This is a genomic window from Candidatus Cybelea sp., assembly GCA_036489315.1.
Taxonomy (GTDB): Bacteria; Vulcanimicrobiota; Vulcanimicrobiia; order Vulcanimicrobiales; family Vulcanimicrobiaceae; genus Cybelea.
In genome coordinates this window covers 13,193-37,971 of sequence record DASXFZ010000018.1, presented here as the reverse complement: position 1 = coordinate 37,971, position 24,779 = coordinate 13,193, and the positions used below count along the sequence as shown (strand labels likewise).

Annotated in this window: 23 protein-coding genes; 9 read left to right on the top strand and 14 right to left on the bottom strand. The window is 63.9% G+C overall.

The window, feature by feature from the left end:
• The first annotated feature begins 263 nt into the window (after window positions 1-263).
• From pheS to VGG51_04755, 3 genes are read left to right on the top strand one after another with little or no spacing between them, the layout of a single operon-like run.
• Entirely contained in the window at window positions 264-1,307 is a 1,044-nt protein-coding gene (gene pheS / locus VGG51_04765) for a phenylalanine--tRNA ligase subunit alpha (protein ID HEY1882334.1), read from the top strand.
• Window positions 1,308-1,309: 2 nt separating this feature from the next.
• Complete coding sequence (gene pheT, locus VGG51_04760) at window positions 1,310-3,625, top strand: phenylalanine--tRNA ligase subunit beta (protein HEY1882333.1); 2,316 nt, start codon at window positions 1,310-1,312, stop codon at window positions 3,623-3,625.
• Window positions 3,622-4,164 (top strand): CvpA family protein, encoded by a 543-nt coding sequence (locus VGG51_04755; GenBank protein HEY1882332.1) that lies wholly within the window; start codon window positions 3,622-3,624, stop codon window positions 4,162-4,164. Before pheT ends, VGG51_04755 begins: the two co-directional genes overlap by 4 nt.
• Here VGG51_04755 and VGG51_04750 read toward each other — a convergent pair.
• Window positions 4,145-5,248 carry an alanine--glyoxylate aminotransferase family protein gene (locus VGG51_04750; protein ID HEY1882331.1) on the bottom strand — a complete coding sequence of 368 codons (1,104 nt, stop codon included), beginning with the start codon at window positions 5,246-5,248 and terminating at the stop codon, window positions 4,145-4,147. The genes VGG51_04755 and VGG51_04750 overlap by 20 nt on opposite strands.
• A 15-nt stretch (window positions 5,249-5,263) precedes the next feature.
• Here VGG51_04750 and selD point away from each other — a divergent pair, with 15 nt between their 5' ends.
• The gene (gene selD, locus VGG51_04745) at window positions 5,264-6,301 is read left to right on the top strand and encodes a selenide, water dikinase SelD (GenBank protein ID HEY1882330.1); all 1,038 of its coding nucleotides are present in this window, start codon (window positions 5,264-5,266) and stop codon (window positions 6,299-6,301) included.
• Here selD and lon read toward each other — a convergent pair.
• The 3 genes from lon to VGG51_04730 form a co-directional block, all read right to left on the bottom strand.
• On the bottom strand, window positions 6,291-8,765 hold the full coding sequence (gene lon, locus VGG51_04740) for an endopeptidase La (GenBank protein HEY1882329.1): 2,475 nt from the start codon (window positions 8,763-8,765) through the stop codon (window positions 6,291-6,293). The genes selD and lon overlap by 11 nt on opposite strands.
• 5 nt (window positions 8,766-8,770) lie before the next feature.
• A complete protein-coding gene (locus VGG51_04735) occupies window positions 8,771-9,160 on the bottom strand; it encodes an Hsp20/alpha crystallin family protein (GenBank protein ID HEY1882328.1) in 390 nt (129 codons plus the stop codon).
• A 79-nt stretch (window positions 9,161-9,239) separates the two neighbouring features.
• A complete protein-coding gene (locus tag VGG51_04730) occupies window positions 9,240-9,761 on the bottom strand; it encodes a hypothetical protein (GenBank protein ID HEY1882327.1) in 522 nt (173 codons plus the stop codon).
• Window positions 9,762-9,797: 36 nt separating this feature from the next.
• Between VGG51_04730 and VGG51_04725 the strand changes: the two genes are divergently transcribed.
• Complete coding sequence (locus tag VGG51_04725; protein ID HEY1882326.1) at window positions 9,798-11,168, top strand: amino acid permease; 1,371 nt, start codon at window positions 9,798-9,800, stop codon at window positions 11,166-11,168.
• Here the strand turns inward: VGG51_04725 and VGG51_04720 are convergent.
• Genes VGG51_04720 through VGG51_04700 form a run of 5 tightly spaced genes read right to left on the bottom strand, consistent with a single transcriptional unit; the run spans window position 11,165 to window position 16,657 of the window.
• Complete coding sequence (locus VGG51_04720) at window positions 11,165-11,878, bottom strand: NAD-dependent deacylase (GenBank protein HEY1882325.1); 714 nt, start codon at window positions 11,876-11,878, stop codon at window positions 11,165-11,167. The genes VGG51_04725 and VGG51_04720 overlap by 4 nt on opposite strands.
• Window positions 11,878-13,347: an MFS transporter gene (locus VGG51_04715; protein HEY1882324.1), complete on the bottom strand. Its 1,470-nt coding sequence runs from the start codon at window positions 13,345-13,347 to the stop codon at window positions 11,878-11,880. The genes VGG51_04720 and VGG51_04715 overlap by 1 nt, the downstream gene beginning before the upstream one ends.
• Before the next feature lie 11 nt (window positions 13,348-13,358).
• Complete coding sequence (locus VGG51_04710; GenBank protein HEY1882323.1) at window positions 13,359-13,766, bottom strand: hypothetical protein; 408 nt, start codon at window positions 13,764-13,766, stop codon at window positions 13,359-13,361.
• A 4-nt stretch (window positions 13,767-13,770) separates the two neighbouring features.
• Entirely contained in the window at window positions 13,771-14,799 is a 1,029-nt protein-coding gene (locus tag VGG51_04705) for a 2-oxoacid:ferredoxin oxidoreductase subunit beta (protein HEY1882322.1), read from the bottom strand.
• A 34-nt stretch (window positions 14,800-14,833) separates the two neighbouring features.
• The gene (locus VGG51_04700; protein ID HEY1882321.1) at window positions 14,834-16,657 is read right to left on the bottom strand and encodes a 2-oxoacid:acceptor oxidoreductase subunit alpha; all 1,824 of its coding nucleotides are present in this window, start codon (window positions 16,655-16,657) and stop codon (window positions 14,834-14,836) included.
• Between the two features lie 128 nt (window positions 16,658-16,785).
• On the opposite strand from VGG51_04700, the gene VGG51_04695 reads away from it, so the two are divergent.
• A complete protein-coding gene (locus VGG51_04695; GenBank protein ID HEY1882320.1) occupies window positions 16,786-17,496 on the top strand; it encodes a hypothetical protein in 711 nt (236 codons plus the stop codon).
• Between the two features lie 408 nt (window positions 17,497-17,904).
• Here the strand turns inward: VGG51_04695 and groL are convergent, their stop codons facing one another.
• Window positions 17,905-19,563: a chaperonin GroEL gene (gene groL, locus VGG51_04690; GenBank protein HEY1882319.1), complete on the bottom strand. Its 1,659-nt coding sequence runs from the start codon at window positions 19,561-19,563 to the stop codon at window positions 17,905-17,907.
• A 17-nt stretch (window positions 19,564-19,580) separates the two neighbouring features.
• Window positions 19,581-19,886 (bottom strand): co-chaperone GroES, encoded by a 306-nt coding sequence (gene groES, locus VGG51_04685; GenBank protein ID HEY1882318.1) that lies wholly within the window; start codon window positions 19,884-19,886, stop codon window positions 19,581-19,583.
• Window positions 19,887-20,016: 130 nt separating this feature from the next.
• Here groES and alr point away from each other — a divergent pair, with 130 nt between their 5' ends.
• A complete protein-coding gene (alr, locus tag VGG51_04680; GenBank protein ID HEY1882317.1) occupies window positions 20,017-21,147 on the top strand; it encodes an alanine racemase in 1,131 nt (376 codons plus the stop codon).
• Window positions 21,148-21,155: 8 nt separating this feature from the next.
• On the opposite strand, the gene VGG51_04675 is transcribed toward alr, so the two are convergent.
• A complete protein-coding gene (locus VGG51_04675; protein HEY1882316.1) occupies window positions 21,156-21,866 on the bottom strand; it encodes a HisA/HisF-related TIM barrel protein in 711 nt (236 codons plus the stop codon).
• A gap of 23 nt (window positions 21,867-21,889) precedes the next feature.
• Window positions 21,890-23,056: a citrate/2-methylcitrate synthase gene (locus VGG51_04670; protein HEY1882315.1), complete on the bottom strand. Its 1,167-nt coding sequence runs from the start codon at window positions 23,054-23,056 to the stop codon at window positions 21,890-21,892.
• A gap of 125 nt (window positions 23,057-23,181) precedes the next feature.
• Between VGG51_04670 and VGG51_04665 the strand changes: the two genes are divergently transcribed.
• Complete coding sequence (locus VGG51_04665; GenBank protein ID HEY1882314.1) at window positions 23,182-23,547, top strand: hypothetical protein; 366 nt, start codon at window positions 23,182-23,184, stop codon at window positions 23,545-23,547.
• Here VGG51_04665 and VGG51_04660 read toward each other — a convergent pair.
• The gene (locus tag VGG51_04660) at window positions 23,544-23,693 is read right to left on the bottom strand and encodes a hypothetical protein (protein HEY1882313.1); all 150 of its coding nucleotides are present in this window, start codon (window positions 23,691-23,693) and stop codon (window positions 23,544-23,546) included. The genes VGG51_04665 and VGG51_04660 overlap by 4 nt on opposite strands.
• Between VGG51_04660 and VGG51_04655 the strand changes: the two genes are divergently transcribed.
• Window positions 23,692-24,759, top strand: a complete 1,068-nt coding sequence (locus VGG51_04655) for a hypothetical protein (GenBank protein ID HEY1882312.1) — start codon at window positions 23,692-23,694, stop codon at window positions 24,757-24,759. The genes VGG51_04660 and VGG51_04655 overlap by 2 nt on opposite strands.
• Window positions 24,760-24,779 lie beyond the last annotated feature (20 nt).

The following is a 24,779-nucleotide window of genomic DNA, read 5'->3' as shown; positions in this document are numbered from 1 at the left end:
CTCACCCCATTCCGCGACGAGGGCCGCCCTGGAGCCGACGGCTAGAAGGAGACTGCAAAGCGCTATGGCAACGTCCAATCTCTTCTGGAGGCTTTTCGCCCAAACGGGTTCGATCGACGCTTATCTGGCATACCGAAGGCTCCACGCGGCGCCGACGGCAACGTAGTAATCATCCGCGGCTAGATACGCCGCACCGAACGTTAAGCGATTTTCGGAGCGCCCGGTAAGAAAGAACGACCGGGCGTTTTCCTTTTTTAAAAACGATGACGGAACTGCAAAATCAACTTCAAGACGTGCAGCGGCGCTTTGCCGATGCGGTCGAGGCTGCCAACGACGGGCAAGCGCTCGAAAATGTGCGTGTGGCATACCTCGGACGCAGCGGCGAAGTCACGCTGTTGAGGCGCGGCATCGGCAAACTCGCACCGCCGCAGCGGCGCGACGCAGGCATGATCATCAACGACGCCGTCGCGGCGATGGAGCTTGCACTGGGGGCCGCCGGCGAGCGGCTCGAAGAGCGCCGCTTCGAGAGCGAACTCGCGACCTCGATCGACGTGACCTTCCCGGCGATCTCGCAACCCGCCGGTTCCATCCACCCCGTCCGGCGCATCATCGAGCAGAGCTGCGCCTATTTCGTGCGTCACGGATTCGCCGTCGTCATCGGCCCAGAAGTCGAGCCGGACTACTACAACTTCGACGCGCTCAACATTCCCCCCGATCATCCGGCGCGCGAGGGATTCGACTCTTTCTGGCTCAGCGACAAGATGCTGCTCCGGCCGCACACCTCCCCGATGCAGATCCGAACGATGCAGCGCTACGCGCCGCCGATCGCGATCGTCGCGCCGGGCAAGTGCTTTCGGCGCGACGCGGTAGACGCGCGCCATCTCTTCCAGTTCCATCAGGTCGAAGGGCTGCTGGTCGCCGAGGGCATTCATTTCGGCCACCTCAAGGGAATGCTCACCGGGCTCTGCCGCGAGCTTTTCGGGCAAGCACAGCGCGTGCGGTTTCGGCCGTCGTATTTTCCCTTCACCGAACCGAGCGCCGAGGTCGATACCACTTGCCCGAAGTGCAATGGGACGCCGGCCGCGATCCCGTGCAACATGTGCGGCGGCTCGGGCTGGATCGAGCTGGGCGGCTCCGGGATGGTGCATCCCAACGTTCTTCGTGAGGTTGGATACGACCCGGAGCGTTATTCGGGCTGGGCGTTCGGCTTCGGCGTCGAGCGCTTGGGACTCGCGCGGTACGGGGTCGACGACATCCGCCGCTTCGTCAAGAGCGAGATTGAGTTCCTGACGCAGTTGGGCCACTAGCCGTGCGCATTCCAATCAGCTGGCTGCGCGAGTTCGTCTCGCTGCCGCCCGACCCCGCGGCGGTTGCCGACCGGCTGGCAATGCTCGGCTTCCCGGTCGCAGAGATCGTCGAGCGTCCAAAGATTACGGGCGTCGTTGCCGGTCGCATCGCGAGCCTCGCCAAGCACCCCAACGCCGACCGCCTTGTGGTCGCGCAGGTCGACGTTGGCGACGGCGCGCCTTTGACGATCGCGACCGCCGCCACGAATGTGGCCGCCGGTCAAACGATCGCGGTCGCGACCATCGGGGCGCGCCTTCCCGAGCTGACGATCGCACCGCGTACGATGCGCGGCGTCGCATCGGCCGGAATGATGATCTCCGCCGAAGAGCTCGCACTGCCCGGCGAGTGGTTCGAAGACGGCATCATGCAGCTCGAGTCCGACGTCGCGCCCGGGCTCGATGCGGTCGCATTCTTTGGGCTCGACACGGCCGTGCTCGACGTCGAAGTAACGACGAATCGTCCGGACGCGATGTCTGTGATCGGTTTGGCGCGCGAGCTCGCCGCCTCGTACGGCGTTCCGCTCCGCCTGCCGTCATTCGACAATCCGGGAAGCGCAGCCGAGCCGCCTGGAAAAGAGGTATCCGTCGCGCTCGAATCGCCAGATTGCCGGCGTTTCGTCAGCCAGCGCATCGACGGGCTGCGCGTCGGGATTGCGCCGGCGTGGATGCGAATCCGCCTCGCCTTATCGGGGCAGCGACCGATCAACAACGTCGTCGACGTCTCCAACTACGTGATGCTCGAGACGGGGCAACCGCTGCATTTCTACGACGCGGCGAAAATCGCCGGCGGTACGCTGATCGTTCGCGACGCTCGCGAGGGCGAGCGGATCGAGACGCTCGACGGCGTGACGCGCACCCTGAACTCACAAGCGCTGGTTATTGCCGACGCAAAGCAGCCGCTCTGCCTTGCAGGGCTCATGGGCGGAGCTTCCAGTGAAGTCGGCACGGCGACAACCGCCATCGTATTGGAGGCCGCGAACTTTGACGGCCCGCGCATTCGCCGCATGAGCAGCGAGCTGGCGTTGCGCACCGAAGCTTCGTCACATCACGAGAAGTCGCTCCCGCTCGCGTTGACCGACGCCGGGGCCGCACGCGCGGCAACGCTGCTGGCAGGCTTCGGTGCGATCGTGCACGCGCCGCGTGCGTACGGCATCTCCGCGTGGGACGCCGCACAAATTATGCTGCAGGCCGCCGAAGTGGAACGCTTGTTGGGCATGCGCATTCCGGCCGAACGTATCGAACGCCATCTCACCTCCCTCGGGTGTGCCGTGGCGCGTGACGGCGGAACGCTCGTCGTGACGCCGCCGCCCTGGCGCCGCGATCTGAGCATTGCGGCCGACCTCGTCGAAGAAGTCGCACGCATCGAAGGCTACGACCAAATTCCGGCGGTCGTTCCTTCGGTTGCACCGCATGAGATATCCAGTGCGGAGTACGAGCGCGAGAACCAACTCGGCGACGTTCTCCAAGGATTGGGATACCGCGAGATCATCACGCAGTCGCTGCGCAGCGAAGGGACGGTCGAGGTTCGCAATCCGCTCTCCGAAGAGCACCGCTTCCTGCGCGAGTCCCTGCTCCCCGGCGCGCTGGAGTACTTTGCCGAAGCGGCGAGCCCGGCACGCATCTTCGAGATCGGCGAAACCTTCGCAAACGAAGACCCAATCGCCGAACGCTCGATGCTTGCCTTCGGCTTTTCGGCGGATCCAATCGAGGAGCCGGAGTGGCGTGACTCGGAGTTCCTCCGGCTCAAAGGCGATTGCGAAGAATTGCTGCACCGCGTCACCGGACGCATCCCCGCCGTGACTCGCGGCGCGCGCGCGGGCTTCCATCCCGGCAAGACGGCCGTGCTTTCGCTTCACGGGCGCGAGGCCGGCTATCTCGGCAAGATCGATCCTCGCGTGGCGAAGCGCAACGATCTCCGCCGGAATGCGTACTTGTGCATCGTCGACATCCGCGCGCTGCCTCCTTATGAAACTCCCTCGTATTCGCCGCCCTCCAGATATCCGTCGACCTATCGCGACCTGGCGCTGATCGTCGCCATCGACGTCGCTGCCGGCGCGATCGAAGAGGCCGTTTCGACCGAGCTGCGCAGCATCTGCACGAACGTCCGGGTCTTCGACGAATATCGCGGACCACAGATCGGCGAGGGACGCAAGAGCCTTGCGGTACGCGTCACGCTGCAGCGTTTCGACGCGACGATAACCGACGAAGAAGCCGACGCCGCGATCGCGCGGCTGCTCAAGGCGATGCGCGCGCAGTTCGGAGCCGAGATCCGTACGTGATCGGCGGCTTCGCGTGGCCGGACGTCATCATCGTCATCGTCCTCGCTTTCGCAACGTGGAAAGGCTATGCGCGAGGCTTCGTTGCCGAGCTCGGGGGAGCCGTCGCAGTGACGGCTGCGCTCGTGACGCCCTGGTTTTACAACGGAAGCTTGGATTCACAGATCGAGGGGATCACCAAACTCGGGCCCGGCTCGGCACACGTCATCGGCATGTTCGGCACCGGCCTGCTCACCTACGTCGTGGTCCTCTTCATCGCGCGGGTGTTGGGCGGCATCGCCAAACTCCCCATTCTCGGCCTTGGGAACGCGTTGGGCGGCGCGTTCGTCGGTTTTGCGAAAGGTGCCATCCTTCTCTGGCTGATCCTCTTCATCGCGCTCTTCTTTCCGCTCTCGAGCGATATCCGAGCCGATCTGCACCAGTCGAAGTTCGCGCCCTATCTCGTGAGTTACGATCCAACGGTGAACGCAGCGATCCTTTCGACGATTCCCTGGTTCGCACGGCCCTTTCTCATGCCGTACTTCAAGCGACACCACTTGTAAGCTCGGCAAGCGTCGACTCGATCGCATCGAGAGCGGCGGAAAAATCGGCTTCGCTTACCGCCCCCATCGTTCCAAAGCGAATGATTTTTCCCGCCAGCTCTCCCTGACCGCCCGAGAGCACGACGCCGTGTTTCTCGCGCAGCTGCCGCAACAAGAGGGCGGGGTCGACGCCGGCCGGGGGATAGGCCGCAACAACCGTGTCGGAGTGTGCGCCGGCCTGCGAAAACAGCGAAAAGCCCAGCCGCTGCAGCCCCGCGCGCACGTTGCGGGCGTAGCGGGCGTGACGTGCGAACGCGGCCTGCATCCCTTCGGCGTGGTAACGTTCGAGCGCGACATCGAGCGCGAAGAGAATCGAGATCGGTGGCGTCCACGGCGTCTGGCCGATGCGGGCGAACTCCATCGCCAGGCGCAGATCGAAATAGTAGCGGCCCAAGGCCCGATCCGCGACGCGCGTTCGCGCGCGATCGCTCAAGGCAACCGTCGCAATGCCGGGCGGCGCGGCGAAGGCTTTCTGGGACGCCGTCGCAACGGCGTCATAGCCCCACGCATCCATCAAGAACTCCGAGGCGCCCAATCCGCTCACCGAATCGACGAGCGTCAGCGCGCCGTGGGCGCGCAGCATCGGCGCGAGCGCCGCCATGTCGTTCGCAACTCCGGTCGAGGTCTCGTTATGCGTCAGCAGCACGCCGGCAATGCTTCGCTGGGTATCTTCTTCGAGTCGACGGCGAAGGGCTTGCGGATCGAGCGCCGATCCCAGCGGCGTAACGAGCGTCTCGACGATGCAGCCGTAGCCCTGCGCGATCGCTGCAAAGCGCTTGCCGAATCCCCCCACGGGGCACGACAGCAGCCGTTCTCCGGGCGAGAACAGGTTGACGACCGCGGCCTCCATCGCACCCGTTCCAGAGCTGCCGAGCACCGCGATTTCGCCGCTCGTGCCGTAGACGGGGCGCAGCGCGCCGGTCACGCGTTCGAGCAATGCCGCAAACTGCGGGCCGCGATGGTCGATCATCGGCCGCGCCGCCGCTTCGAGAACGGGCTGCGCGACGGTAACGGGGCCGGGAAGGAATAGCAGCTGCTTGAGCATGGATAAGTGACTTCTATGGACGCTGGGGGCATCCGCCTCACCGAACTCTCTTCCTGCGCCGGGTGTGCGGCCAAGCTCGGCGCCGCCGAACTGCGTGCCGTAATGGAGCGCGTTTCGCCGGCGACCGACGCGCGGGTGCTCGTGGGTTACGGCAGCTGCGACGACGCCGGCGTCTACGAGCTGCACGAGGGTCTCGCGCTCGTGCAGACGGTCGACTTCTTTCCACCGATCGTCGACGATCCGTACGATTTCGGGCGCATCGCCGCAACCAACGCGCTCTCGGATGTCTACGCCATGGGAGCGGTTCCCCTCAGCGCGCTCAACATCGCGGCGTTCCCCGAAGATCTCGACCTTGCAATCTTAACCCGCATCCTCGAAGGGGGCTCGCGCGTCGCGCGCGATGCGGGCGTCGCAATACTCGGCGGGCACACGATCAAAGATGCGGAGCCGAAGTACGGTATGGCGGTGACCGGCGTCGTCGATCCGCGGCGCGTTATCACCAACGCGGGCGCCATGCCCGGCGACGTCCTCGTGCTGACCAAACCGTTGGGTACCGGGATTCTAACGACGGCCCTGCGGCGCGATGCGATCGCGCCGGCCGATCTCGCCCAGGCGATCGCCGTCATGACGACTCGCAACGAGGGCGGCGCGCTCGCCATGCAGGCTACGGGGGTGAGTGCGGCGACCGACGTCACCGGCTTCGGACTGCTCGGTCATGCCGAGAATATGGCGCGGGCCTCGAACGCAGGCCTGCTGATTCGCGCGGACGCGGTGCCGCTCATGAAAGGCGTGATCGAGCTGATCGAGCGCGGCCTCGTGCCCGGCGGAACGCGCAACAACGCGCAAACGCACGCCGCTTTTACCGAGTTTGCCCCATCGGTTCCAGCCAGCGTGCGTGTCGCGCTCTCCGACGCACAGACGTCGGGAGGTTTGTTGATAGCCCTGCGGCCCGAACGGCTCGCCCGTCTGCTCGAGGAGCTGCGCGCGCGCGACGTAACCGGCGCGGTCATCGGTGAAGTCCGCGCCGGATCCGGAATCGAGGTTATCGCTTGACTTTGCGCTTGCGCTCCGGCGCGCGTTTGCTGACGATGCCGTTGCGGCGTTTGGTTTGGGCCGCGCGCCGAAGCGGCACGACGTTATTGGTCTTGGCGTGATCGGCCCCTAACGGCACCGGCGATATCACGCGCTTGCCCAGCGCGTGGTGGAGCACTTCCGAGAGCTCGTCTACCGGAACGAAGGTCATGCTTTCGCGGACCTCTTTGGGGATATCATCGAGATCCGCTTCGTTGCGCCGCGGCAGGAGAATCTTGCCGATTCCGGCGCGGCGCGCGCCCAGGACCTTCTCTTTGATTCCGCCGATCGGCAAGATCTGACCGGTCAGCGTTATCTCGCCGGTCATCGCGAGGTTGGGATCGGCTTTCAAGCCCGTCAGCATCGAGGCGATCGAGGTCACCAGCGCGATGCCGGCCGAGGGACCATCCTTCGGCGTCGCGCCCGTCGGGACGTGAATGTGAATGTCGTGCTTCGCGAAGTAATCGTCCGGCAGGCCGAGCTCCGCAGAGCGCGAGCGCAGGAACGAGACCGCAGCCTGCGCGCTCTCCTTCATGACGTCGCCGAGCTGTCCGGTCAGCACGAGTTTACCCGTGCCCGGCATCGCCTGCGTTTCGATGAAGAGGATGTCGCCGCCGACCGGCGTCCAGAACATTCCCGTCGCGACGCCGATGGAGGCGACCCGTTTGCGTACCTCGTTGAAGAAGCGGGGCCGGCCGAGGTACTCGACCAAATTCTCGGGCTTGACGCGAGCTTTGTAGCGCGCGTGCTCCGCAATCTTCCGGGCGATCTTGCGAAAGACCGTGCCGATCTCGCGTTCCAGGTTGCGAACGCCGGCCTCGCGCGTGTAGTCGTTGATGATCGCGCGAATCGTTTGATCGCTGATCTGCGCCTGGCTGTCGCGCAGGCCATTGGTCTGCCGCTGCTTTTTGAGCAGGTAGCGCTTGGCGATCTGCAGCTTTTCGAACTCGGTATAGCCCGAGAGCGTGATGATCTCCATGCGGTCCCGCAACGGCGGCGAGATCGTGTCGAGCGTGTTCGCGGTGCAGATGAAGAGCACTTGCGAGAGGTCGAACGGGAGGTCGAGGTAGTGATCCCGGAAGTTGTTGTTCTGTTCGGGATCGAGTACTTCGAGCAGCGCCGACTGCGGGTCGCCGCGAAAATCGGCGCCGACCTTGTCGATCTCGTCGATCATCATCACGGGGTTGCGCGTGCCGGCATCGCGGATGGCGCGGACGATCGTGCCCGGCATCGCACCGATGTACGTACGGCGATGCCCGCGGATCTCGGCTTCGTCGCGAACGCCGCCGACCGAGAGGCGCACGAACTTGCGCCCCATCGCGCGCGCGATCGACTGCCCCAGTGAAGTCTTACCGACGCCCGGCGGACCCACGAAGCACAGAATCGGACCGGTGAGTTTTTTCTTGAGCTTGCCGACGGCGAGATACTCGACGATCCGGTCCTTGATCTTGTCGAGATCGTAGTGATCCTCGTCGAGCACCGCTCGCGCCGTGACGATATCGATGTGGTCGGTCGTCTCTTCCTTCCAGGGCAGCGTGACCAGCCAGTCGAGATAGGTGCGGATAACGCTGTATTCGGGGCTCGCCTGCGGGACTTTCGAGAGTCGATCCAGCTCGCGATCTGCCGCTTTCTTCACGTCCTCGGGCATCGAGGCAGCGTCGATCTTCGTGCGCAGCTCGTTGGTTTCGGCTTGCTGCGGATCGACTTCCCCGAGTTCTTCTTGAATGGCGCGAAGCTGCTGGCGCAGATAGAACTCGCGCTGATTCTTTTCCATCTCTCGCTGGATGTCGCTCTGAATTTTGTGACCGAGCTCGACGACCTCCAGTTCCTTCGTGAGCAGCAGCGTCAGCTTGCGCATGCGCTTAGCGGTATCGCGCTCCTCGAGCAGCGCCTGACGGTCGGCGGTTTCGAGCCGCATCGTCGACGCGACGAAGTAGGTCAGCACCACCGGGTCGGTGATGTTCGCCACCTCCATCTCCATCTCGCGCGGCGCTTGCGGCAGGTAGGAGAGCAGTTTCTGGAAGAGCCCAGCAAGGTTGCGCTGCATCGCGACGAGCTCTTCGTTCTCGACCGTCGTGTCGGGCAGCTCGGTATAGGCCGCAACCATGTAGGGCGCGACCTGCGTGAACTGCTCGATCCGGAAGACCTGCTGCCCGGCGACGATGCAACGCAGCGTGCCGTCGGGAACCTTCAGCATCTTTTGGATGACCCCGATCGTACCGACGTGTTGAATGTCGTCGGGCCCGGGGTCTTCGATCTCGCGATCGCGCAGGACGGTCAGCCCGATCGGTTTGCCTTCGCGTAAAGCCTCCTCGACCAGCTGAATGCCCGACTTTTTGACGACCGCGAGCGGAATAACGGTATGCGGAAAGAGTACGGCCTCTTGAAGCGGCAGGATGCCGATCAAATTGGCGGGGGCGATATTTTGATTCGTTTTCTGAGCCATTACAGTTAGGAATGCGTCCTTTTGACCAAGATGTGAAGTTCCGTTCGTGCGGTCGGCAGGTAGGCCGTTGCGGCAATCGGTGCCAAGACGACCAGGAAGCCATCCTCGTACGATGCGACGATGCGCTCGTACTCAATCGCTACTGGGAGCGGGATCCGCTTGACGAAGTCGCCGTTGGCGATCTCCTTTTGCACGAACGAACCGCGCCGCAGACGAGCCGCTTCGCACCGGCGGCCGCCGATGACGAGGCTGCGCTCGTCGAAGACGACGCGCAGGCTCTCGGGGTCGGCGCCGGCGACCTCGACGACCACGACCAGCCGGCGCTGCTCTTCGTCGACGAAGACGTCGGCGTTGGGTGCGAAGGCCCCGAGGCGAGGCCGGGCAACGAACTCCATTCGGCTCACAACACCCTATTTTAGCACTCGGATGCGCTGAGTGCTATCGCCCGCTCGGCAAGCAGGGGGAGCCTAGGTCCTACAGGCTGGGGTCGGCCAGCGGCCGGCCGGCCGGCCAGGCGACGCACGAAAGGAGCGCGACTCGCAGCGGCCGCATCGCATCCGGCGGGATCGAGACGCGGAAGAACTGGGGGTACTTGGTAGCCACGCCGTACTCGGTCTGCGGTGGAAACTTGGTGTCCTTCACACCGGGCGTGCGCGTCGACGCCAGCAGCTCATTGATCTCGGTCGCATTCGCCGGCGAGGTGAAGTTGGGGGTGCGCTCGCCGAGCCACGTACCGCCGTCCTGAGTCGTATAGACAAAGCCGATCACCTGGCCCTGCGTCATCGTGGCCGTCGAGACGACCTCGTCGATCCGCACGATCTGCATTCCGCGAGAGACAGGCTTCTGTAGGACTTTGGGCACCGGACGCGGTGAATCTAAGCACGCGCCGCTTTCGAGCGGCGGCTGCATTGACTGGGCCGCCGGGGGCCCCTGCGGAGGAGCTTGCGCCACCATGTTGTTCAAGGCTGCGAACAGGAACGTAACGATTGCCAGCATGAGTCGGCTCTTCGCTGCGATGCGGACATTCCCCCGATGATTGCCGGCCGCGCGAAGCTCGCGCGCCGCTTGGGCGGACGCGACGCCGTGCTGATCGTGATGGGCGGCATCGTCGGTTCGGGCATCTTCATGAACCCGTCGGTCGTCGCCAGAATCGTCGGCAGCGGCGGCCTCGTGATGGCGGTATGGATTGCGGGCGGAGCGATCGCGCTGCTCGGTGCAGGCGTCTTCGCCGAACTCGCGGCGCGCCGTCCCCACGACGGAGGCCAGTACGCCTATCTACGCGATGCCTTTCATCCGGCGCTCGCGTTCATCTTCGGCTGGACGCTGCTGCTCGTTTCGCAGAGCGGTGGGATGGCGGCCGCGGCCGTAACGTTCGCCAATTATTTCGCACCGCTGACCGGCTTCCAAGGCTCCCACGCGCAAATCACGGCGATTGCGGTCGCCGCGATCGCCGTCTTCACCGCCATCAATGCGCTGGGCGTTCGTTCCGGCACGACGACGCAGAATCTCTTCATGGTCGCAAAAATCTTGGCGATCGCCGGTTTTGCGGTGATCGGGCTTTTCGTCGTCCACGCGCCGGCGGCGCTGACCGCCGCCGCGCCGCAGATCGCAGGGAGCACGCTCGCCGTCATCGGGCTCGCGATGGTGCCCGTGCTCTTCGCCTATAGCGGTTGGCAGACGTCGAGCTTCATGACCGCCGAGCTGCACCAGCCGCAGCGCACGCTCGCACGAGGCATGATCGTCGGCGTCATCATCGTCGTCCTGCTGTACATCGCCGTAAACGCGACCTGTCTAAGAGCGCTGGGCATCGGCGGTTTGGCTGCGACGAACACGCCGGCATCCGACGTCGCTCGGCTTGCGTTCGGGCCGGTCGGCCTGCGCGTGATGGCGATCGTCATCGCGCTCTCGACGCTGGGATTCTTGAGCAATCAGATTCTGACGTCGCCGCGCGTCTACTTTCAGATGGCCGCCGATGGAACGTTCTTCAAGCAGCTGGCCCGGGTGAACTCCCGCACGCACGCGCCCGTCATCGCTATCGTGCTGCAAGGCCTCGTCGCGATCGTCATCTCGGTGAGCGGCCGGTACGATCAGATCCTCACCTACGTTACCTGCAACGACTACATCTTCTTCGGGTTGTGCGCCATCGCGCTGCTGATCTTCCGCAATCGCGATGCGCGCGACGGACCGGCCGCGGCGCCCTCATTTCGAATGCCCGGGCAGCCATTCACGACGCTGCTCTTTTTGGCGGTCGCGTGGAGCGTCGTCGGCGATTCGATGTGGAAGTCGCCGCTGGAAACCTCGGTCGGAATCGCCATACTGATAAGCGGCCTACCCGTCTATTGGCTCTTCTCGCGCCGCAAGGCAGGCGCCGCGAACGCTTACGGAACGGGCGAAGCCGGCTAAAGGGCAGCCGCGATCCGCGCCAGCGCTTCGCTTGCGGAACTGCGCAAAACGCAGTCGACACCCGTGCTGATCGCGGTCTCCTCCGGATTGATCTCGGCAACGAACGCGCCCGAGTTGTAGCTGGTCGCTAGGGCGGCCGCAGGATACACGACGGCGCTGGTCCCGATCACGAGAATGACGCCGGCGCGTGAAGCCGCTTCTCGAGCTCGCCACCAAGCTTGCGGGGGAAGCGGTTCACCGAACCAAACGATGTTCGGCCGCATCATCCCGCCGCAGGAGTGACGGATCCGATCGAGCGGCAGACCTCCAGCATCGAGAGCTTGCCGCGCACCGCAATGGGTGCAGCGCGCTTCGCGCAAGTCGCCGTGGAGCTCGACGACTCGCTGCGATCCGGCGCGAAAATGCAGCGAGTCGACGTTTTGCGTTGCCAGCGTAAAGTCTGGGAGCTTGCGCTCGAGCCGCGCGAGCGCTGCGTGCGCAGCGTTGGGCTCTGCGTTTTGATGCGCGGCCTTTCGCTCGTTGTACCAGGTCCAGACCAGCTCTGGATCGCGGGCGAAACCTTCCGCCGAAGCCAGCTCCTCGACGCGGTGCGTTCGCCACAGGCCGCCGATTCCGCGAAACGTCGGCAACCCGCTCTCCGCGGAGATACCCGAACCGGTGAGGACGAAGACCGAGGACGCGCCGCGCAGCGCCGCTACGAGCCGTTCCATTACGGCGTTCTGACCGAGATTCGATGATGGAGTCTGCCGAACGCGATGTAGTGACGCAGCGGAATCCTCGCGGCCGCCGAGTGGCGCAGACCGAAGACCGCCGCCGCGATCATCGCGACGCCGGCGAGAACCGAGACCCAAAACGACGCCTGCAAGCCGCCGGCAAGCGCCGCAACCGGCGTCGCACCCGCGGCCTCCAGCGCATTGCTGCGCAGTTGTTCGGCGGCCGCGCCGAGCGCCACGCCGAAGCCGATGCCGAGCTGCAGCGCGAAGCTCAGCACCGCCGACGCGCTTCCTTCATCCGCATCCTCGACGTGCGCCAAGCCCGCAATCATACCGCTCTGATAGGCCAGCATGCCGCCGAATCCGCCGATGCAGGTGGCCGCAAAAATACTGCTCCAGTAGGAGGAGTGCGGCTGCATCGTCAGCAGAATCGCTTCGCCTGCGATCATCAGGATACCGGTGACGATGCACATCGTTCGCACTCCGATCGCGCGCGCGATCGGTATCGTCAACGGCGCGGCGACGAACGAGACCAGCAGCGCCGAGGGGAGAAAGGCAAGCCCCGCGAAGAGCGGCTCGTACCCCGAAACGCGCTGAACGTAGACCGACGCAAAAATCAGGATGCCCGCGTACGATAGCGGCTGCAGCAAAACGACCGAGGCACCGGAGAGCAGATCCGGGTAACGAAAGAGCCGCGCAGGAAGAATCGGTTCGGCGGCGCGGCGTTCCGTCAAGGCGAACGCCGCAGAGAGCGCGATCGTCAGTGCAATTCCTGCGAGCGTCTGCCACGAGCCGAGTCCCCGATCGGGAATCGATTCGATCGTATACACGAACGTTACTAGCGACGCGGTAAGCAAGATGGCGCCGGAGACGTCGAGCTTCGCGCTCATGCCGACGCCGCGATCGCGCGGCAGCATCGAAGGGGCCACCGCTAGAATAGCGAGCGCCACGGGCACGTTTACGTACAGGACCGACCGCCAGCCGAGATACTGTACGAGGACGCCCCCGAAGAGCATTCCCGCCGCAATGCCCAGGCTTCCGATCGTTCCCCAGAGCGCTACCGCACGCGAACGTTCCTCACCGGAAGGAAACATCGAGAGAACGATGGAGAGCGCGGCCGGATTGACGAGCGCGGCGCCGAGCCCTTGCATGGCGCGCATCGCGATCAGAAACGCTCCAGTCGTCGCCAGGCCGCCGAGAAAAGATGCCACGGTAAAGAGCACGAGCCCCGCGATGAAGAAACGAAATCGCCCGAAGAGGTCGGAGCAGCGTCCCGTCAGCATCAGAAATCCGGCGAGAAAAATCGCGTAGGTGCTCACGATCCACTGACCCTGTGACGCGCGCATGCCCAGCTCGCGCTCGATCGACGGCAGCGCGATGCTCACGATCGAGAAGTCGACGAGCAGCATGAAAAAGGTCGCGCTCAACAACGTGAATGCGACCCAAACGCGCGGGATGCCGCGCATCGCTGCCACGTTTACGGCGAGGACTTTACCTTAGCGAGAAAGCTGTAGAAGCGGCCGCCGATCGTCGCCGTGCCGGAGATCTCCCCGTTTCCCGCGAGCGTTCCGCGCACGGTGAAACCGCCCGATGCCCGAAAATCCAGGGTGACGTGGCCCTGACTGACGCCTCCGCTCACGTTGATCGTGCGCCCGTAGAGCGGATCGGGCCGAACCGACTCGGCGAGATACGTACCGCTGACGATGCCGTCGTTAAATTTGAGCTTCAGCGTGCCCGAATACGGAACGCCCTGCCGGCCGAACGTCGGCTGATACGCGGCGACGTACGTAGCCTGCCAAACCCGCCCGTGCTCGACCGCCGCGAACGCCGGCTCGAGGGCCGCCGCGTAGAGAAGCGCCGTTAGCGCGGCAATCGGTGCTTTCACGTTCTCAGGTCTCCGTTAGGGGACGCATCATTTTGTCCCAGTCCTCGCGCCCGATGCGCAGCGTCTCTTCGTCGAGCGTCGCGAGCGGCTGCTTCACCATATGCTCGCGCGCGCAGAGATCTTGCTGGTGCGTATCGACATACAGCAGCCCGGTGACGAACTCGCCCCGCTCGCGCGACTCATGGATCGTTCTCAAGGCGCTCGATTCGTCGGTTGGATCGTAGTCGACGTCGAGCTTGCGCAGCAGCACGTGCGCGCCGTCTTCCAGTTCGACGTCGCGGACCGTGCCGGGCTCGTAGTCGACGGTGATCTCGCGGCCGCCGGCGATGTAGTCGGCCGTGTGGAGAACGATGTCGTGCTCCTTGACGTAGGCGTAACTCTTGGTCGAGCCCACGTGGTCGTTGAACGTCACGCAGGGACTGATGACGTCGAGAATGGCCGTCCCGCGGTGCGAGAACGCGGCCTGCAGCAGCGGTACGAGCTGCTTGCCGTCACCCGAGAAAGAGCGGGCGACGAAAGTTGCACCGAGCTCGATCGCCAGACCGCAGACGTCGATCGTCGAGTACTCGTTGGCCTTACCGCCTTTCTGCGTGGAGCCGACGTCGGCGGTCGCGGAGAACTGGCCTTTGGTCAGCCCGTAGCAGCCGTTGTTCTCGACGATATACGTGCAGTCGACGTTGCGCCGAATCATGTGACAGTACTGACCGAGTCCGATGCTCGCGGTATCGCCGTCGCCGCTGATGCCGAGCACGACCAGCTCCCGGTTCGCGAGCTTCGCCCCGGTTGCCGCCGACGGCATGCGGCCGTGCAGGCCGTTGAAGCCGTGCGCCTGTTCGACGAAGTAGGCCGGCGTCTTCGACGAGCAGCCGATGCCGCTCATCTTTGCCAGCTTATGCGGCTCGACGCCGTACTCGTAGAGCGCTTTGATCAGATGATTGGTGATCGAGTTGTGCCCGCACCCGGCGCAGAGCGTCGTCGGAAGCCCTTTGTAGACTTCCCGTGCGAGGCCGATGATATTGAGGTTAGCCGTCATTACTTTACCTTGTCATCCTGAGCATGTCGAAGGATCACTCCGCGACCACCGCCGGCTCGCGCTGCTCCGCCAACAGCGGGTCGATGATAGCATGGGCGTCGATGGGTACGCCGTTGTAGTGGCGTATCGATTGCAGTCGCCCGATGAGGTACGTTGGAAGTTCGGTGCGCAGAATTCCGTAGAGCTGCCCGTCGCGGTTCTGCTCGACGACGTACACGCGGTCGTGACGCTTTATGAAGGCGGCCACCTCCGGAGGGAGCGGAAGCGCGCGCACCCGCAGGTAGTTGACTTCGACGCCGGCATCGCGCAGGAAATCGCGGGCTTCGACGACGGCGTGATGAGTCGTGCCGTACGCGAGGATCGCGACCTTCGTGCTCTTTTTCTCCGAGACGACCGGGGGCGGCACCGCCGTTCGTGCGGTCTCCGTTTTGCGGTTGAGGCGATCGAGATTGCGCTCCCACACGTCGGGCATCTCGGAATAACGGGCCTCTTCGTCGTGGCCGGTTCCGCGAGTAAAGAATCCGGCCGCAGGATGGTTCGTCCCCGGAAGCGTGCGGTAGCCGATACCGTCTTTGTCGACGTCCCGGTACCGGCCCCAAGACTTCATCGAGGCCAAGTCGTCGGCGCCAAGCACCTTCCCGCGATCGAATGAACCCTCGGGATACTGCAGCGGCGGCGTGAGCCAGGGGTTCATTCCGAGATCGAGGTCGCTGAGCACGAAGACGGGAGTCTGAAAGCGCTCCGCCAGATCGAAGGCCGCCATCGCAAACTCGTACGCCTCGGCGACGGTGGCGGGCAACAGCACGATGTGTTTGGTGTCGCCGTGCGAGAGCGTATAGGCGAACGCGAGGTCGCCCTGCATCGTCCGCGTCGGCAGGCCGGTTGACGGCCCGGCGCGCTGCACGTCGAAGATCACGCCCGGCACCTCGGCAAAATACCCGTAACCAGCGTACTCGGCCATCAGCGAGATCCCGGGACCCGAGGTCGACGTCATCGCGCGCGCTCCCGCCCAACCCGCACCGAAGACAATGCCGGCGGCGGCGAGCTCGTCCTCTGCCTGCACGACGGCGACGCTGCGATTGCCGGTCTGCGGATCGACGCGGTAGCGATCGCAGTACTGGATGAAGTATTCGCAGAGCGACGACGACGGCGTGATCGGATACCAGGCCGCAACCGTGCAGCCGCCCATGACGCAGCCGAGCGCGGCGGCGCGGTTGCCCTCCATGAACAGCAGGCCGTCGATCTTGCCGCTCATCGGCACGACGCGCCAGGGATCGTGCTTTTCCAGATTCTGCTGCACGTAGTCGACGCCGATGCGCACGGCGGACATATTGAGCTCGACCGCCGCAGCCTTTGAGCGAAACTGCGTACGCAGCGCTTCTTCGATCGTCGACAGCGGAATCTCGAGCAGCTGCGCCACCACGCCGACGTAGATCATATTCATCAAGTACTTGCGCAGGTCGCCCTTATCCGCGAAGTGCTCCTTCGCGAGTGCCGTAAACGGCACGGCGTAGTAGCTGAGATCCTCGCGCAGCGTGTCGCCCTTGCACGGAAACACTTCTTCATGCACGACGGCACCACCGGACTTCACGCCGCCGACGTCCTGCTGCCACGTCGCGGCGTTGAGCGCCACCAGTACGTCGAAGTGGCGCGCGCGGCACTGGTAACCCAGCGCGCTGATGCGCACGTCGAACCAGGTCGGCAAGCCTTCGATATTCGACGGGAAGACGTTCTTGGGAGCCACGGGGATTCCGAGGCGCGCGATGGCGTTGGTCAACACGAGATTGGAGGATTGGCTTCCCGAGCCGTTGACCGTCGCTACCCTAATTGTAAAGTCGTTTACGGCGCGAGCAGGCATATAGATGGAGTTATCCGTCGTGACGGTGCGGCCTTCTCCAGACGAGCGAGCCGCCGGAGGAGATGGAGCCGGGCCCCGGGGGCCGAAGGGGCCAGACGCTGCCCGCTCTTACGCTTTAAGGTAACTCAATGCTCGCACTCTCGCACGTCATTCTTCACGTCGGCCTCTGCAGCTCGATTGCTCGGGCGCCTGCCGGCGCAACGATCGCGCTGCACCTTCGTCTGACCGACCGCGCCGGACGGCGGATGCTCGACCGCGTCTACCATTTCGAGCGCGGCGACGAAGCGGAGAGCATCGTCGAATTCGACAGCTCCTTCGGCATGTACCGCATCGATCTCGCCACGGAGAAGTACCGCTGTTCCGCCAGCGACTATCTGTTCTTCATCTCAGGTCACGATCGCGCGATCACCGAGCCGCTCTACGACGCTCCCGCGCCGCCGCCGCGGACGCCGCTGATCCTCTCGGGGACGGCGCCGCAATCGTTTCTCTACGTGCAGCCCACGTTCGTCCTTTTCGATAAAGCCGCGGTCAGCTGCAAGAAACCGATCGCGCAGCCGCTCTCTGAAGACATCCGGGTCGAAAACGACCAAGATGCCTACTACGTATGGCTCTATCCCAACCCGCAGAGCGCGCCTTCGTCACAGCAGCTCGCGATGCGGCTAAAGACGCCGACGCACCAGTATCATTATGTCCGCCTCCCGGTTCCATTTCCGGTGCCGTGGACGGGCTGGCCGTCGAGCATCCAGTTCAACGTGACCGAAGACATGGTCGATGGACTCGCCGGCGAAACTACCGACACGCTTCTCTGTCCGAAACTCTGGGAAACCTCGGCCGGCTAAGAGTGTAGTCCCTTACACTGGGCGCGTGGTAAACGCTGAACGAAACCGTTCTCGCGTTCTGAGTTGCTTTCCGGGATGTCAGCGGCCCGACGAAACCTTGAAGATCAGGTCGTCGATAGAAGGCAGGTCCTCGGGGGAGGCCTTAGGCGCACCCTTCACTATGCCATAATCCGAGCGAGCACGTGTCTCGGAGCCAGGGCTAACCTGAAGGCTATCCGCCAGGCCTTGGAAGAACCTGGCTAGCGCTTCTAGGAACGGATTCTGCTGACGTGGGGGCGCTGCCATGACCTTTAGATTCTACAACTTTGGCTACAGTGCCCACTAAAAAGAGGCCCGGCGTTTTTCGCCCGGGCCTCTTTGCGTTCGTGTTATCCCTGAGCGCGCCGCGTTAGCGGCGCAGTCGAAGGATTACATCATGTCGTAGCCGCCCATGCCGCCGCCGGGTGCTCCGACGGCCTCTTTCTTCGGCTCGGGCTTGTCGGCAACGAGCGTTTCGGTGGTGAGAATCATCGCGCCGATCGACGCCGCGTTCTGCAGCGCCGCGCGAGTGACTTTCAACGGCTCGACGATGCCGGCTGTGAACATATCGACGACTTCTCCGCTCATCGCGTCGAAGCCGTACGGCGCGCTCTTCGTGCGAACCGCGTTCACCTGGACCGAACCTTCGAAGCCGGCGTTGTCGGCGATTTGACGGGCCGGCTCTTCGAGCGCTTTGCGCACGATGTTGATGCCGATCTTTTCGTCGACCCACGTGCCGCTATGGCCGTTTGCCTTGGGAGGCTCGTACTTATCGATCGCCTTGATCGCGTGCAGCAGCGAGGCGCCGCCGCCGGGGATCATGCCCTCTTGGACGGCCGCACGGGTCGCCGAGAGCGCATCCTCGATGCGATGCTTCTTCTCTTTGAGCTCCGTCTCGGTTGCCGCGCCGACCTGGATGACGGCGACGCCGCCGGAGAGCTTTGCGAGGCGCTCCTGGAGCTTCTCGCGATCGAAGTCCGAATCGGTCTCTTCGATCTGCTTTTTGATCATCTCGATGCGGCCCTTGATCGCATCCTGCTTGCCGGCGCCGTCGACGATCGTCGTCTCTTCCTTCGTTACCTTGACGCGCTTGGCGCGGCCGAGCTGTTCGGGGGTTACCTTATCGAGCTTGAGCCCGAGCTCTTCGGAGATGACCGTCGCGCCGGTCAGTGTGGCGATATCCTTGAGCATCTCTTTGCGGCGGTCGCCGAAGCCCGGTGCCTTAACCGCAACGGATGTGAAAGTACCGCGCAGCTTGTTCACGACGAGCGTCGCAAGGGCTTCACCCTCGACGTCTTCGGCGATGATCAGGAGCGGCTTCTGGACCTGAACGACCTTCTCGAGCAGGGGCAGGATGTCGGCGATGGCCGAGATCTTGCGCTCGGTAACGAGGATGAACGGATCGTCGAGCGAGGCTTCCATGCGCTCCGAGTCGGTGACCATGTACGGCGAGATGTAGCCCTTATCGAACTGCATGCCGTCTTTGGTCTCGACCTCGGTCTTGATCGTCCGCGACTCCTCGACGGTGATCACGCCGTCCTTGCCGACCTTCTCCATCGCATCGGCGATGAACTCGCCGATCTCCGGGTCGTTGGCCGAGATCGACGCGACCTGCGCGATCTTTTCCTTGGAATCGACATCCTTCTTGAACGACTCCATCTCTTTGACGGCAATCTGGACGCCTTTTTCGATGCCGTGTTTGATCAGCAGCGGATTGCTGCCGGCCGTGACGTTGCGCAGACCTTCGCGGATGATCGCCTGGGCGAGCACCGTGGCGGTGGTCGTGCCGTCGCCGGCGACGTCGTTGGTCTTCGAGGCGACTTCCTTGACGAGCTGGGCCCCCATGTTTTCGAACACGTCGGGCAGCTCGATCTCTTTGGCGATGGTCACGCCGTCGTTGGTGATCGTCGGCGAACCGAACTTCTTGTCGAGCACGACGTTGCGGCCCTTGGGACCGAGCGTCACCTTCACGGCATCGGCGAGGATGTTCGCACCGCGCTCGAGCGCGCGTCGCGCGCTTTCATCAAATACGAGTTGCTTTGCAGCCATTTAAAACGTTGAACTCCTTAGACGCCGGCCGGCACTTTGTCGACGATGGCGAGAATGTCTTTTTCGGGGATGATGAGGTACTCGGTACCATCGATCTTAACTTCGCTACCGGAATATTTGCGGTAGAGCACACGATCGCCGACCTTGACATGCATGTCTAGCTTCGTGCCTTTATCGGTTACTCGGCCGGAGCCGACCGCACGGATCATGCCCTCCTGGGGCTTCTCCTTGGCGGTGTCGGGTAGAAACACGCCGCCGGTCGTCTTGTCGTCCTGTTCGATGTGCTCGACAACGACGTTGTCGAACAGGGGCTTGAGATTCACGTAGACCTCCACAGGTTGGGTTACTTCGCAACACAAGTTAGCACTCTCAGCGCAAGAGCGCTAGCCGTGCTATGTTAGCAGAGTCTCGGAAGGAGTGCAAGCGTCAAAGTGGGCGAAAGCAGCGGCTGGCATGATCGGTAGAATTGCGGTCTCGCTGGGCGCCATCCGCCATAACGCAGAGCTCCTCGGCCGGCTTGTCTCCCCCGCCAAAGCCGCCTTCGTGGTCAAAGGAAACGCCTACGGCCACGGCCTTCTGCCCGTCGCCGCCGCGGTCGAAAGCGCGGCTGCCCGCATCTGCGTCTACACTGCGGTGGAGGCGCTCGCCTTGCGCGCCGGCGGCGTCACGGCGCCGATCCTCGTGATGGGCCCGGTGCCCAAAGACTTGCTGGCTGAAGCAGTCGCCGCCGGTCTCGAGGTGGCGCTTTGGGACCCCCGCAGCTTTGCAAGGCGGCTAGCGGAAGCGGCCGAGAAGCAGCATCGTCGGGCCGGCGTTCATTTGAAAGTCAATACGGACCTCAACCGCTTGGGAATCGATTCGACGCTGGTGCGCGGTGCGATCGAGGGGCTCGGCGGCCTGCCCCAAATTGCGCTTGCCGGGGTTTTCTCGCATCTCGCGGCCGCCGAGGAGATCGACTCCCCCTACACAATCCGCCAGCTCGAAGCGTTTGGGCAGGCGCTCGCGGAGAGCGAACCGTTGCTCGAAGCGCGCCGGCTAAAGCCGCTTCGTCACATCGCCGCCTCGGCCGCTGGGATGCTCTGGCCCTGGACCCGTCTGGACATGGTACGTTTTGGGATTGCACTCTACGGTTTGATGCCCTCGCCGCAGACCGCCGAGGCGCTGGAAGCGCAGCCGCCCGATCTTCGTGCGGCGCTGACGTATTCCAGCGAACTCGTGGTGGTCCGAACCGTGGCGGCCGGAGCCTCGGTCGGCTACGGCGGCACCTTTCACGCCCCCCGTGAGATGCGGATCGGCGTCCTTCCGGCCGGTTACGCCGACGGGATCCCGCGCGCGCTCTCGAACCGCGGCGCCTTCGCCTGCGACGGCGCGCTTTGCCCGATCGTCGGAAGGGTCGCGATGAACATGACGCAGATCGATCTCACCGACGCGCCGCGGGCGCGCGTCGGATCGACCGTTACGCTCATTGGCCGTGACGGTGACGCAGTGGTGAGCGCGGACGACTGGGCGCGATGGGCAGAGACGATCAACTACGAGATCGTAACGCGGCTGCCGAGCGAACTGCCGCGCGTCTACGTCGACTAGGCAGCCGCCTAGGCGACGGCGGCGATCGCCGATCGCAGGTCGAGCGTCTGCGCGTAGAGCGCGCTGCCGACGATGCACGAGTCGATCGCCGGCGGAGCCGCTTCTTTCAAGGTTCGCAGATCGTCGATGTTTCGCGCACCGCCGCTCGCGGTCACTTTGACCGGTGCGGCGTTCGCGACGGCCGTAAGCGCCTCGATATCGTAGCCCTCGCCCATTCCGTCGCGCCGAATCTCGGTAAAGATGATTCGCAAAATCCCCCACTGCGCGACGCGGCGCACCAGCGCATCGCGATCGACCGGCGTGCGTTCCTGCCAGCCGTGCGTCGCGACCTGAGTTCCGCGAACGTCGATGCCGGCGATGACGCGCCCGGGGAAGCGGCTGACGATGTGTCGTGCCAGCCGCTCGTCTTCGACTAAGAGCGTGCCGAGGATGATTTCGCGAGCGCCCGCCGCAAATGCGTTCTCCGCGTGCTTGACGGCGCGCAGGCCGCCGCCGGTTTGAACCGGGACGTCGACGGCTTTGCAGATGCGCTCGACCGCCGCGAGATTCTCGCCGGAGCCGAACGCGCCGTCGAGGTCGATGACGTGCAGCCGTTGCGCACCCTGCGCGACGAACGCACGCGCGCGCTCAGCGGGATCGCCGTCGTAGACCGTTTCGGTCGTCGGATCGCCCTGGCGCATGCGAACGCACTTGCCCCCGCGTAAGTCGATTGCAGGCACGACGAGCATCCCCGCGCGCCGCCCTAGCCGGTCGTGCCGTTCGTGCGTTTTTCGATCGGCACGTACGGGCCGGTCGCTGGACCGTCGTAGGTAGCTTGCGGACGAATCAAACGATTGTCGGCCAACTGCTCGAGGATGTGTCCCGTCCAACCGGCGATACGTCCGCAGGCAAAGAGGCAGGTAAATTCGTCACCCGGAATACCGAGATCGGCGAGCACCGGTGCGGTGTAAAAGTCGACGTTCGCATAGATCGTGTTGCCGGGCTTCTTCTCTTGAAGCACCTTTCGGCTCGCTTCTTCGATTTCGTGCGCGGTTTCGTACCACCGTTGCTCACCGCCGACGTGCTGCGAGAGTTCCTTGGCGATCGCCTCCAAATGTTTAGCCCGCGGATCGCGTACCTTGTATTCGCGGTGTCCCATGCCCATGATGCGTTGACCGCGGTCGAGGATTCCGCGCACGTACGCCTCGGCGTTCTCGGGAGCCTTCACCTCGGACAGCGTGCGAAACGCCGCGCTCGCCGCGCCGCCGTGCAGGTCGCCCTGGAGCGTCGCCAGCGCTGCGGTCACCGACGCGTACATGTCGGCGCGGGTCGACGCGGCCACTCTTGCCGCAAAGGTCGACGCGTTGAACGAGTGGTCCGCGAGCAGCACCAGATAGGTGTCGATCGCATCTTCCTCGAGCGCGTGCGGGACCTTGCCCGTTCGCATGTAGAGAAAGTTTCCGGCCTGCGAGAGGTCGGGGCGCGGGCCGATCGGGTCGAGCCCGCGGCGAATGCGATCCCAGCCGGCGACGATCGTCGGCATCTTGGCGATCAGATCGATCGCCGTGTGCACGTCGGAGAGATGCTCTCCGTTCGCGTTGACCGGTGAGAAGAGACCGAGTCCGCTGGTAACGGTGCGCAGCACTTCCATCGGCCACGCGGTCTTGGGAAAGTTCTGCATTGCCGTGACGAGCGGTTCCGGCAGCGCGCGGCGCGCGGCGAGCTCGCGGCGAAGCTCTTCGAGATGATGGCGGTTGGGAAGATGGCCGTAGAGCAGCAGGTGAACGATCTCTTCGAACGTGGCGTTCGGAGCGAGATCGTCGATATCGTAACCGCGATAGGTTAAGCGTCCGATCGCGCCTTCGACGTTACTAAGCTCGGTGGACCCGACGACGACACCCTCGAGACCCCGATCGACAACGGTTGGCAAGGATTCCTCCATTTAAGTGGTTATGGTTAACAATCTCATTCGACGGCCGGAAGTTTCGACTTCGCCGAGTCGGCGCCTCGTAAGCCGCAAGGCTCTGCCGGCCCGGTTGGTTGAAGATGCACATTATGAACGCACTCAACCTTACGAAGCAACCGCCACGCAGCCCGCGTGAACTCTTGCCCGGCCTGAGCCTCTTGATGGCGGCGCGCACCGTCGACAAGCTTCGCGCGACGCTCCCCGGCGGCACTCTGGGAGAGTACCAAATCACCGGCTTCAGCTCGCGCCTGATCGAAGCACTCGGTTTTCCCGAAGGGCGCTGCGCGAGGCGATCGCACGAGCGGATTCCGACGGCGACGTCGCCGATTGGATCGCCCGGCATAGCGACCCGTCCAAGTACGCGGAGATCAACGCCGCGCTCGAACGTCCGACCGTCGGAGAACGACTCGGCGACGCGGCGTTTTTGGCCCGATATCCAGCCGCGCGGCGCCTAGCGCCGGATGCGTCCCGGCTTGATCTGCTCGTCGCCGACGATAACGAAGCCTTCCCTTAAAATACGCGCGCCAAAGGGTTTGCCGGCCTCTGCACGCAACGTCGAGAGTCCGATTTCCCATCTACTGGCAAGGAGAGATAATCCCATGCGTGTGTTTAATTCGACGCTGTGCGCGAGCGTAGCGGTCGCGTTCCTCGCAGGATGCAGCGGCAATCTCGCGGGATCGAATAATTCGATGCCGGTCGCAGGTGCCGATCTGCAAATGCGCCCCGAAAGCGTGTACGGCGATGTGGCTCCGCCGCGTACCGTACAGGTCCTGCACTCGCTCGTTCCCGACGGAATCAGCCCCGACAAGAAGAAGAAGAAGTTGCCGAAGACCGGGATCTACGTCTCCGAGTTCTACGGCACCAACATTAATGGCTATCCTATAGACAATAAGGGCAACAAGAAACCTATTTGCACGGTTCAGGGAGTCCTTGACGTCAACGACGTCGGCGTCGACGGAAAAGGTAACCTGATCGATCCCGACGGCGGCAGCCAGTATGTCATCGTCTACCAAGGACCGACGATGTGCAGCGGCAAGCAGATCGGATTGATTGCCGATACGATCGGTCAAGCCGCCGATGCCACCAGCGCAGATGCGGCGACCGGCACGATCGCCGTCTCGCAGTTGGCGGACACCGGCTCGGCGCCCGGAAGCGTCGCGCTGTGCTCGATCAAGGCCGGCTGCACGACCAACCTCACCAACAGCAAGATCTATCACGCCGGCGGCGTGGCGATGTCACCGGGGGGCGACTGCTGGAACGACGCGAAAACCACCGGCAGCGGCGCGGCGCTGATTTATTGGAAGGGCTGCAAAGGCAGCGGTGTCGTAGCGAGCGGCTTCAAGAGCTCGTACTACGGCGGCATCGAGCTGGACAACAAGGGCGACCTCCTCATCATCGACGACATGGCCATGACAACCACCGTGTATAGCGGCTGCAATCCGAAGTGCAAGGTCGTCGGCGGACCCTACCCCCTCAAGGGTGAGAGCTTCTTCGGCAAGCTGACCCAGGACAACAGCGAGTATATGGCGGTCGATCGTACGGACGGACTCGTCGATGTCTATTCCTACAGCACCAAGGGCCTCAAGTTCATGTACGACTTCAGCTCCGGCCTCTCGGCAGCCGAAAAGCCCGACGGCATCGGCATCAATCCTCGCTCGAAGTACTAACGTACGAAAGCAAAGGATCC

Bases quoted from the DNA above. Each gene is read 5' to 3' on its own strand.
- pheS (HEY1882334.1), top strand. From the start codon at position 264: ATGACGGAACTGCAAAATCAACTTCAAGACGTGCAGCGGCGCTTTGCC.
- VGG51_04750 (HEY1882331.1), bottom strand. From the start codon at position 5,248: ATGCTCAAGCAGCTGCTATTCCTTCCCGGCCCCGTTACCGTCGCGCAG.
- selD (HEY1882330.1), top strand. From the start codon at position 5,264: ATGGACGCTGGGGGCATCCGCCTCACCGAACTCTCTTCCTGCGCCGGG.
- lon (HEY1882329.1), bottom strand. From the start codon at position 8,765: ATGGCTCAGAAAACGAATCAAAATATCGCCCCCGCCAATTTGATCGGC.
- VGG51_04735 (HEY1882328.1), bottom strand. From the start codon at position 9,160: ATGGAGTTCGTTGCCCGGCCTCGCCTCGGGGCCTTCGCACCCAACGCC.
- VGG51_04730 (HEY1882327.1), bottom strand. From the start codon at position 9,761: ATGCTGGCAATCGTTACGTTCCTGTTCGCAGCCTTGAACAACATGGTG.
- VGG51_04725 (HEY1882326.1), top strand. From the start codon at position 9,798: ATGATTGCCGGCCGCGCGAAGCTCGCGCGCCGCTTGGGCGGACGCGAC.
- VGG51_04720 (HEY1882325.1), bottom strand. From the start codon at position 11,878: ATGGAACGGCTCGTAGCGGCGCTGCGCGGCGCGTCCTCGGTCTTCGTC.
- VGG51_04715 (HEY1882324.1), bottom strand. From the start codon at position 13,347: ATGCGCGGCATCCCGCGCGTTTGGGTCGCATTCACGTTGTTGAGCGCG.
- VGG51_04705 (HEY1882322.1), bottom strand. From the start codon at position 14,799: ATGACGGCTAACCTCAATATCATCGGCCTCGCACGGGAAGTCTACAAA.
- VGG51_04700 (HEY1882321.1), bottom strand. From the start codon at position 16,657: ATGCCTGCTCGCGCCGTAAACGACTTTACAATTAGGGTAGCGACGGTC.
- VGG51_04695 (HEY1882320.1), top strand. From the start codon at position 16,786: ATGCTCGCACTCTCGCACGTCATTCTTCACGTCGGCCTCTGCAGCTCG.
- groL (HEY1882319.1), bottom strand. From the start codon at position 19,563: ATGGCTGCAAAGCAACTCGTATTTGATGAAAGCGCGCGACGCGCGCTC.
- alr (HEY1882317.1), top strand. From the start codon at position 20,017: ATGATCGGTAGAATTGCGGTCTCGCTGGGCGCCATCCGCCATAACGCA.
- VGG51_04665 (HEY1882314.1), top strand. From the start codon at position 23,182: ATGAACGCACTCAACCTTACGAAGCAACCGCCACGCAGCCCGCGTGAA.
- VGG51_04655 (HEY1882312.1), top strand. From the start codon at position 23,692: ATGCGTGTGTTTAATTCGACGCTGTGCGCGAGCGTAGCGGTCGCGTTC.
- VGG51_04660 (HEY1882313.1), bottom strand. From the start codon at position 23,693: ATGGGATTATCTCTCCTTGCCAGTAGATGGGAAATCGGACTCTCGACG.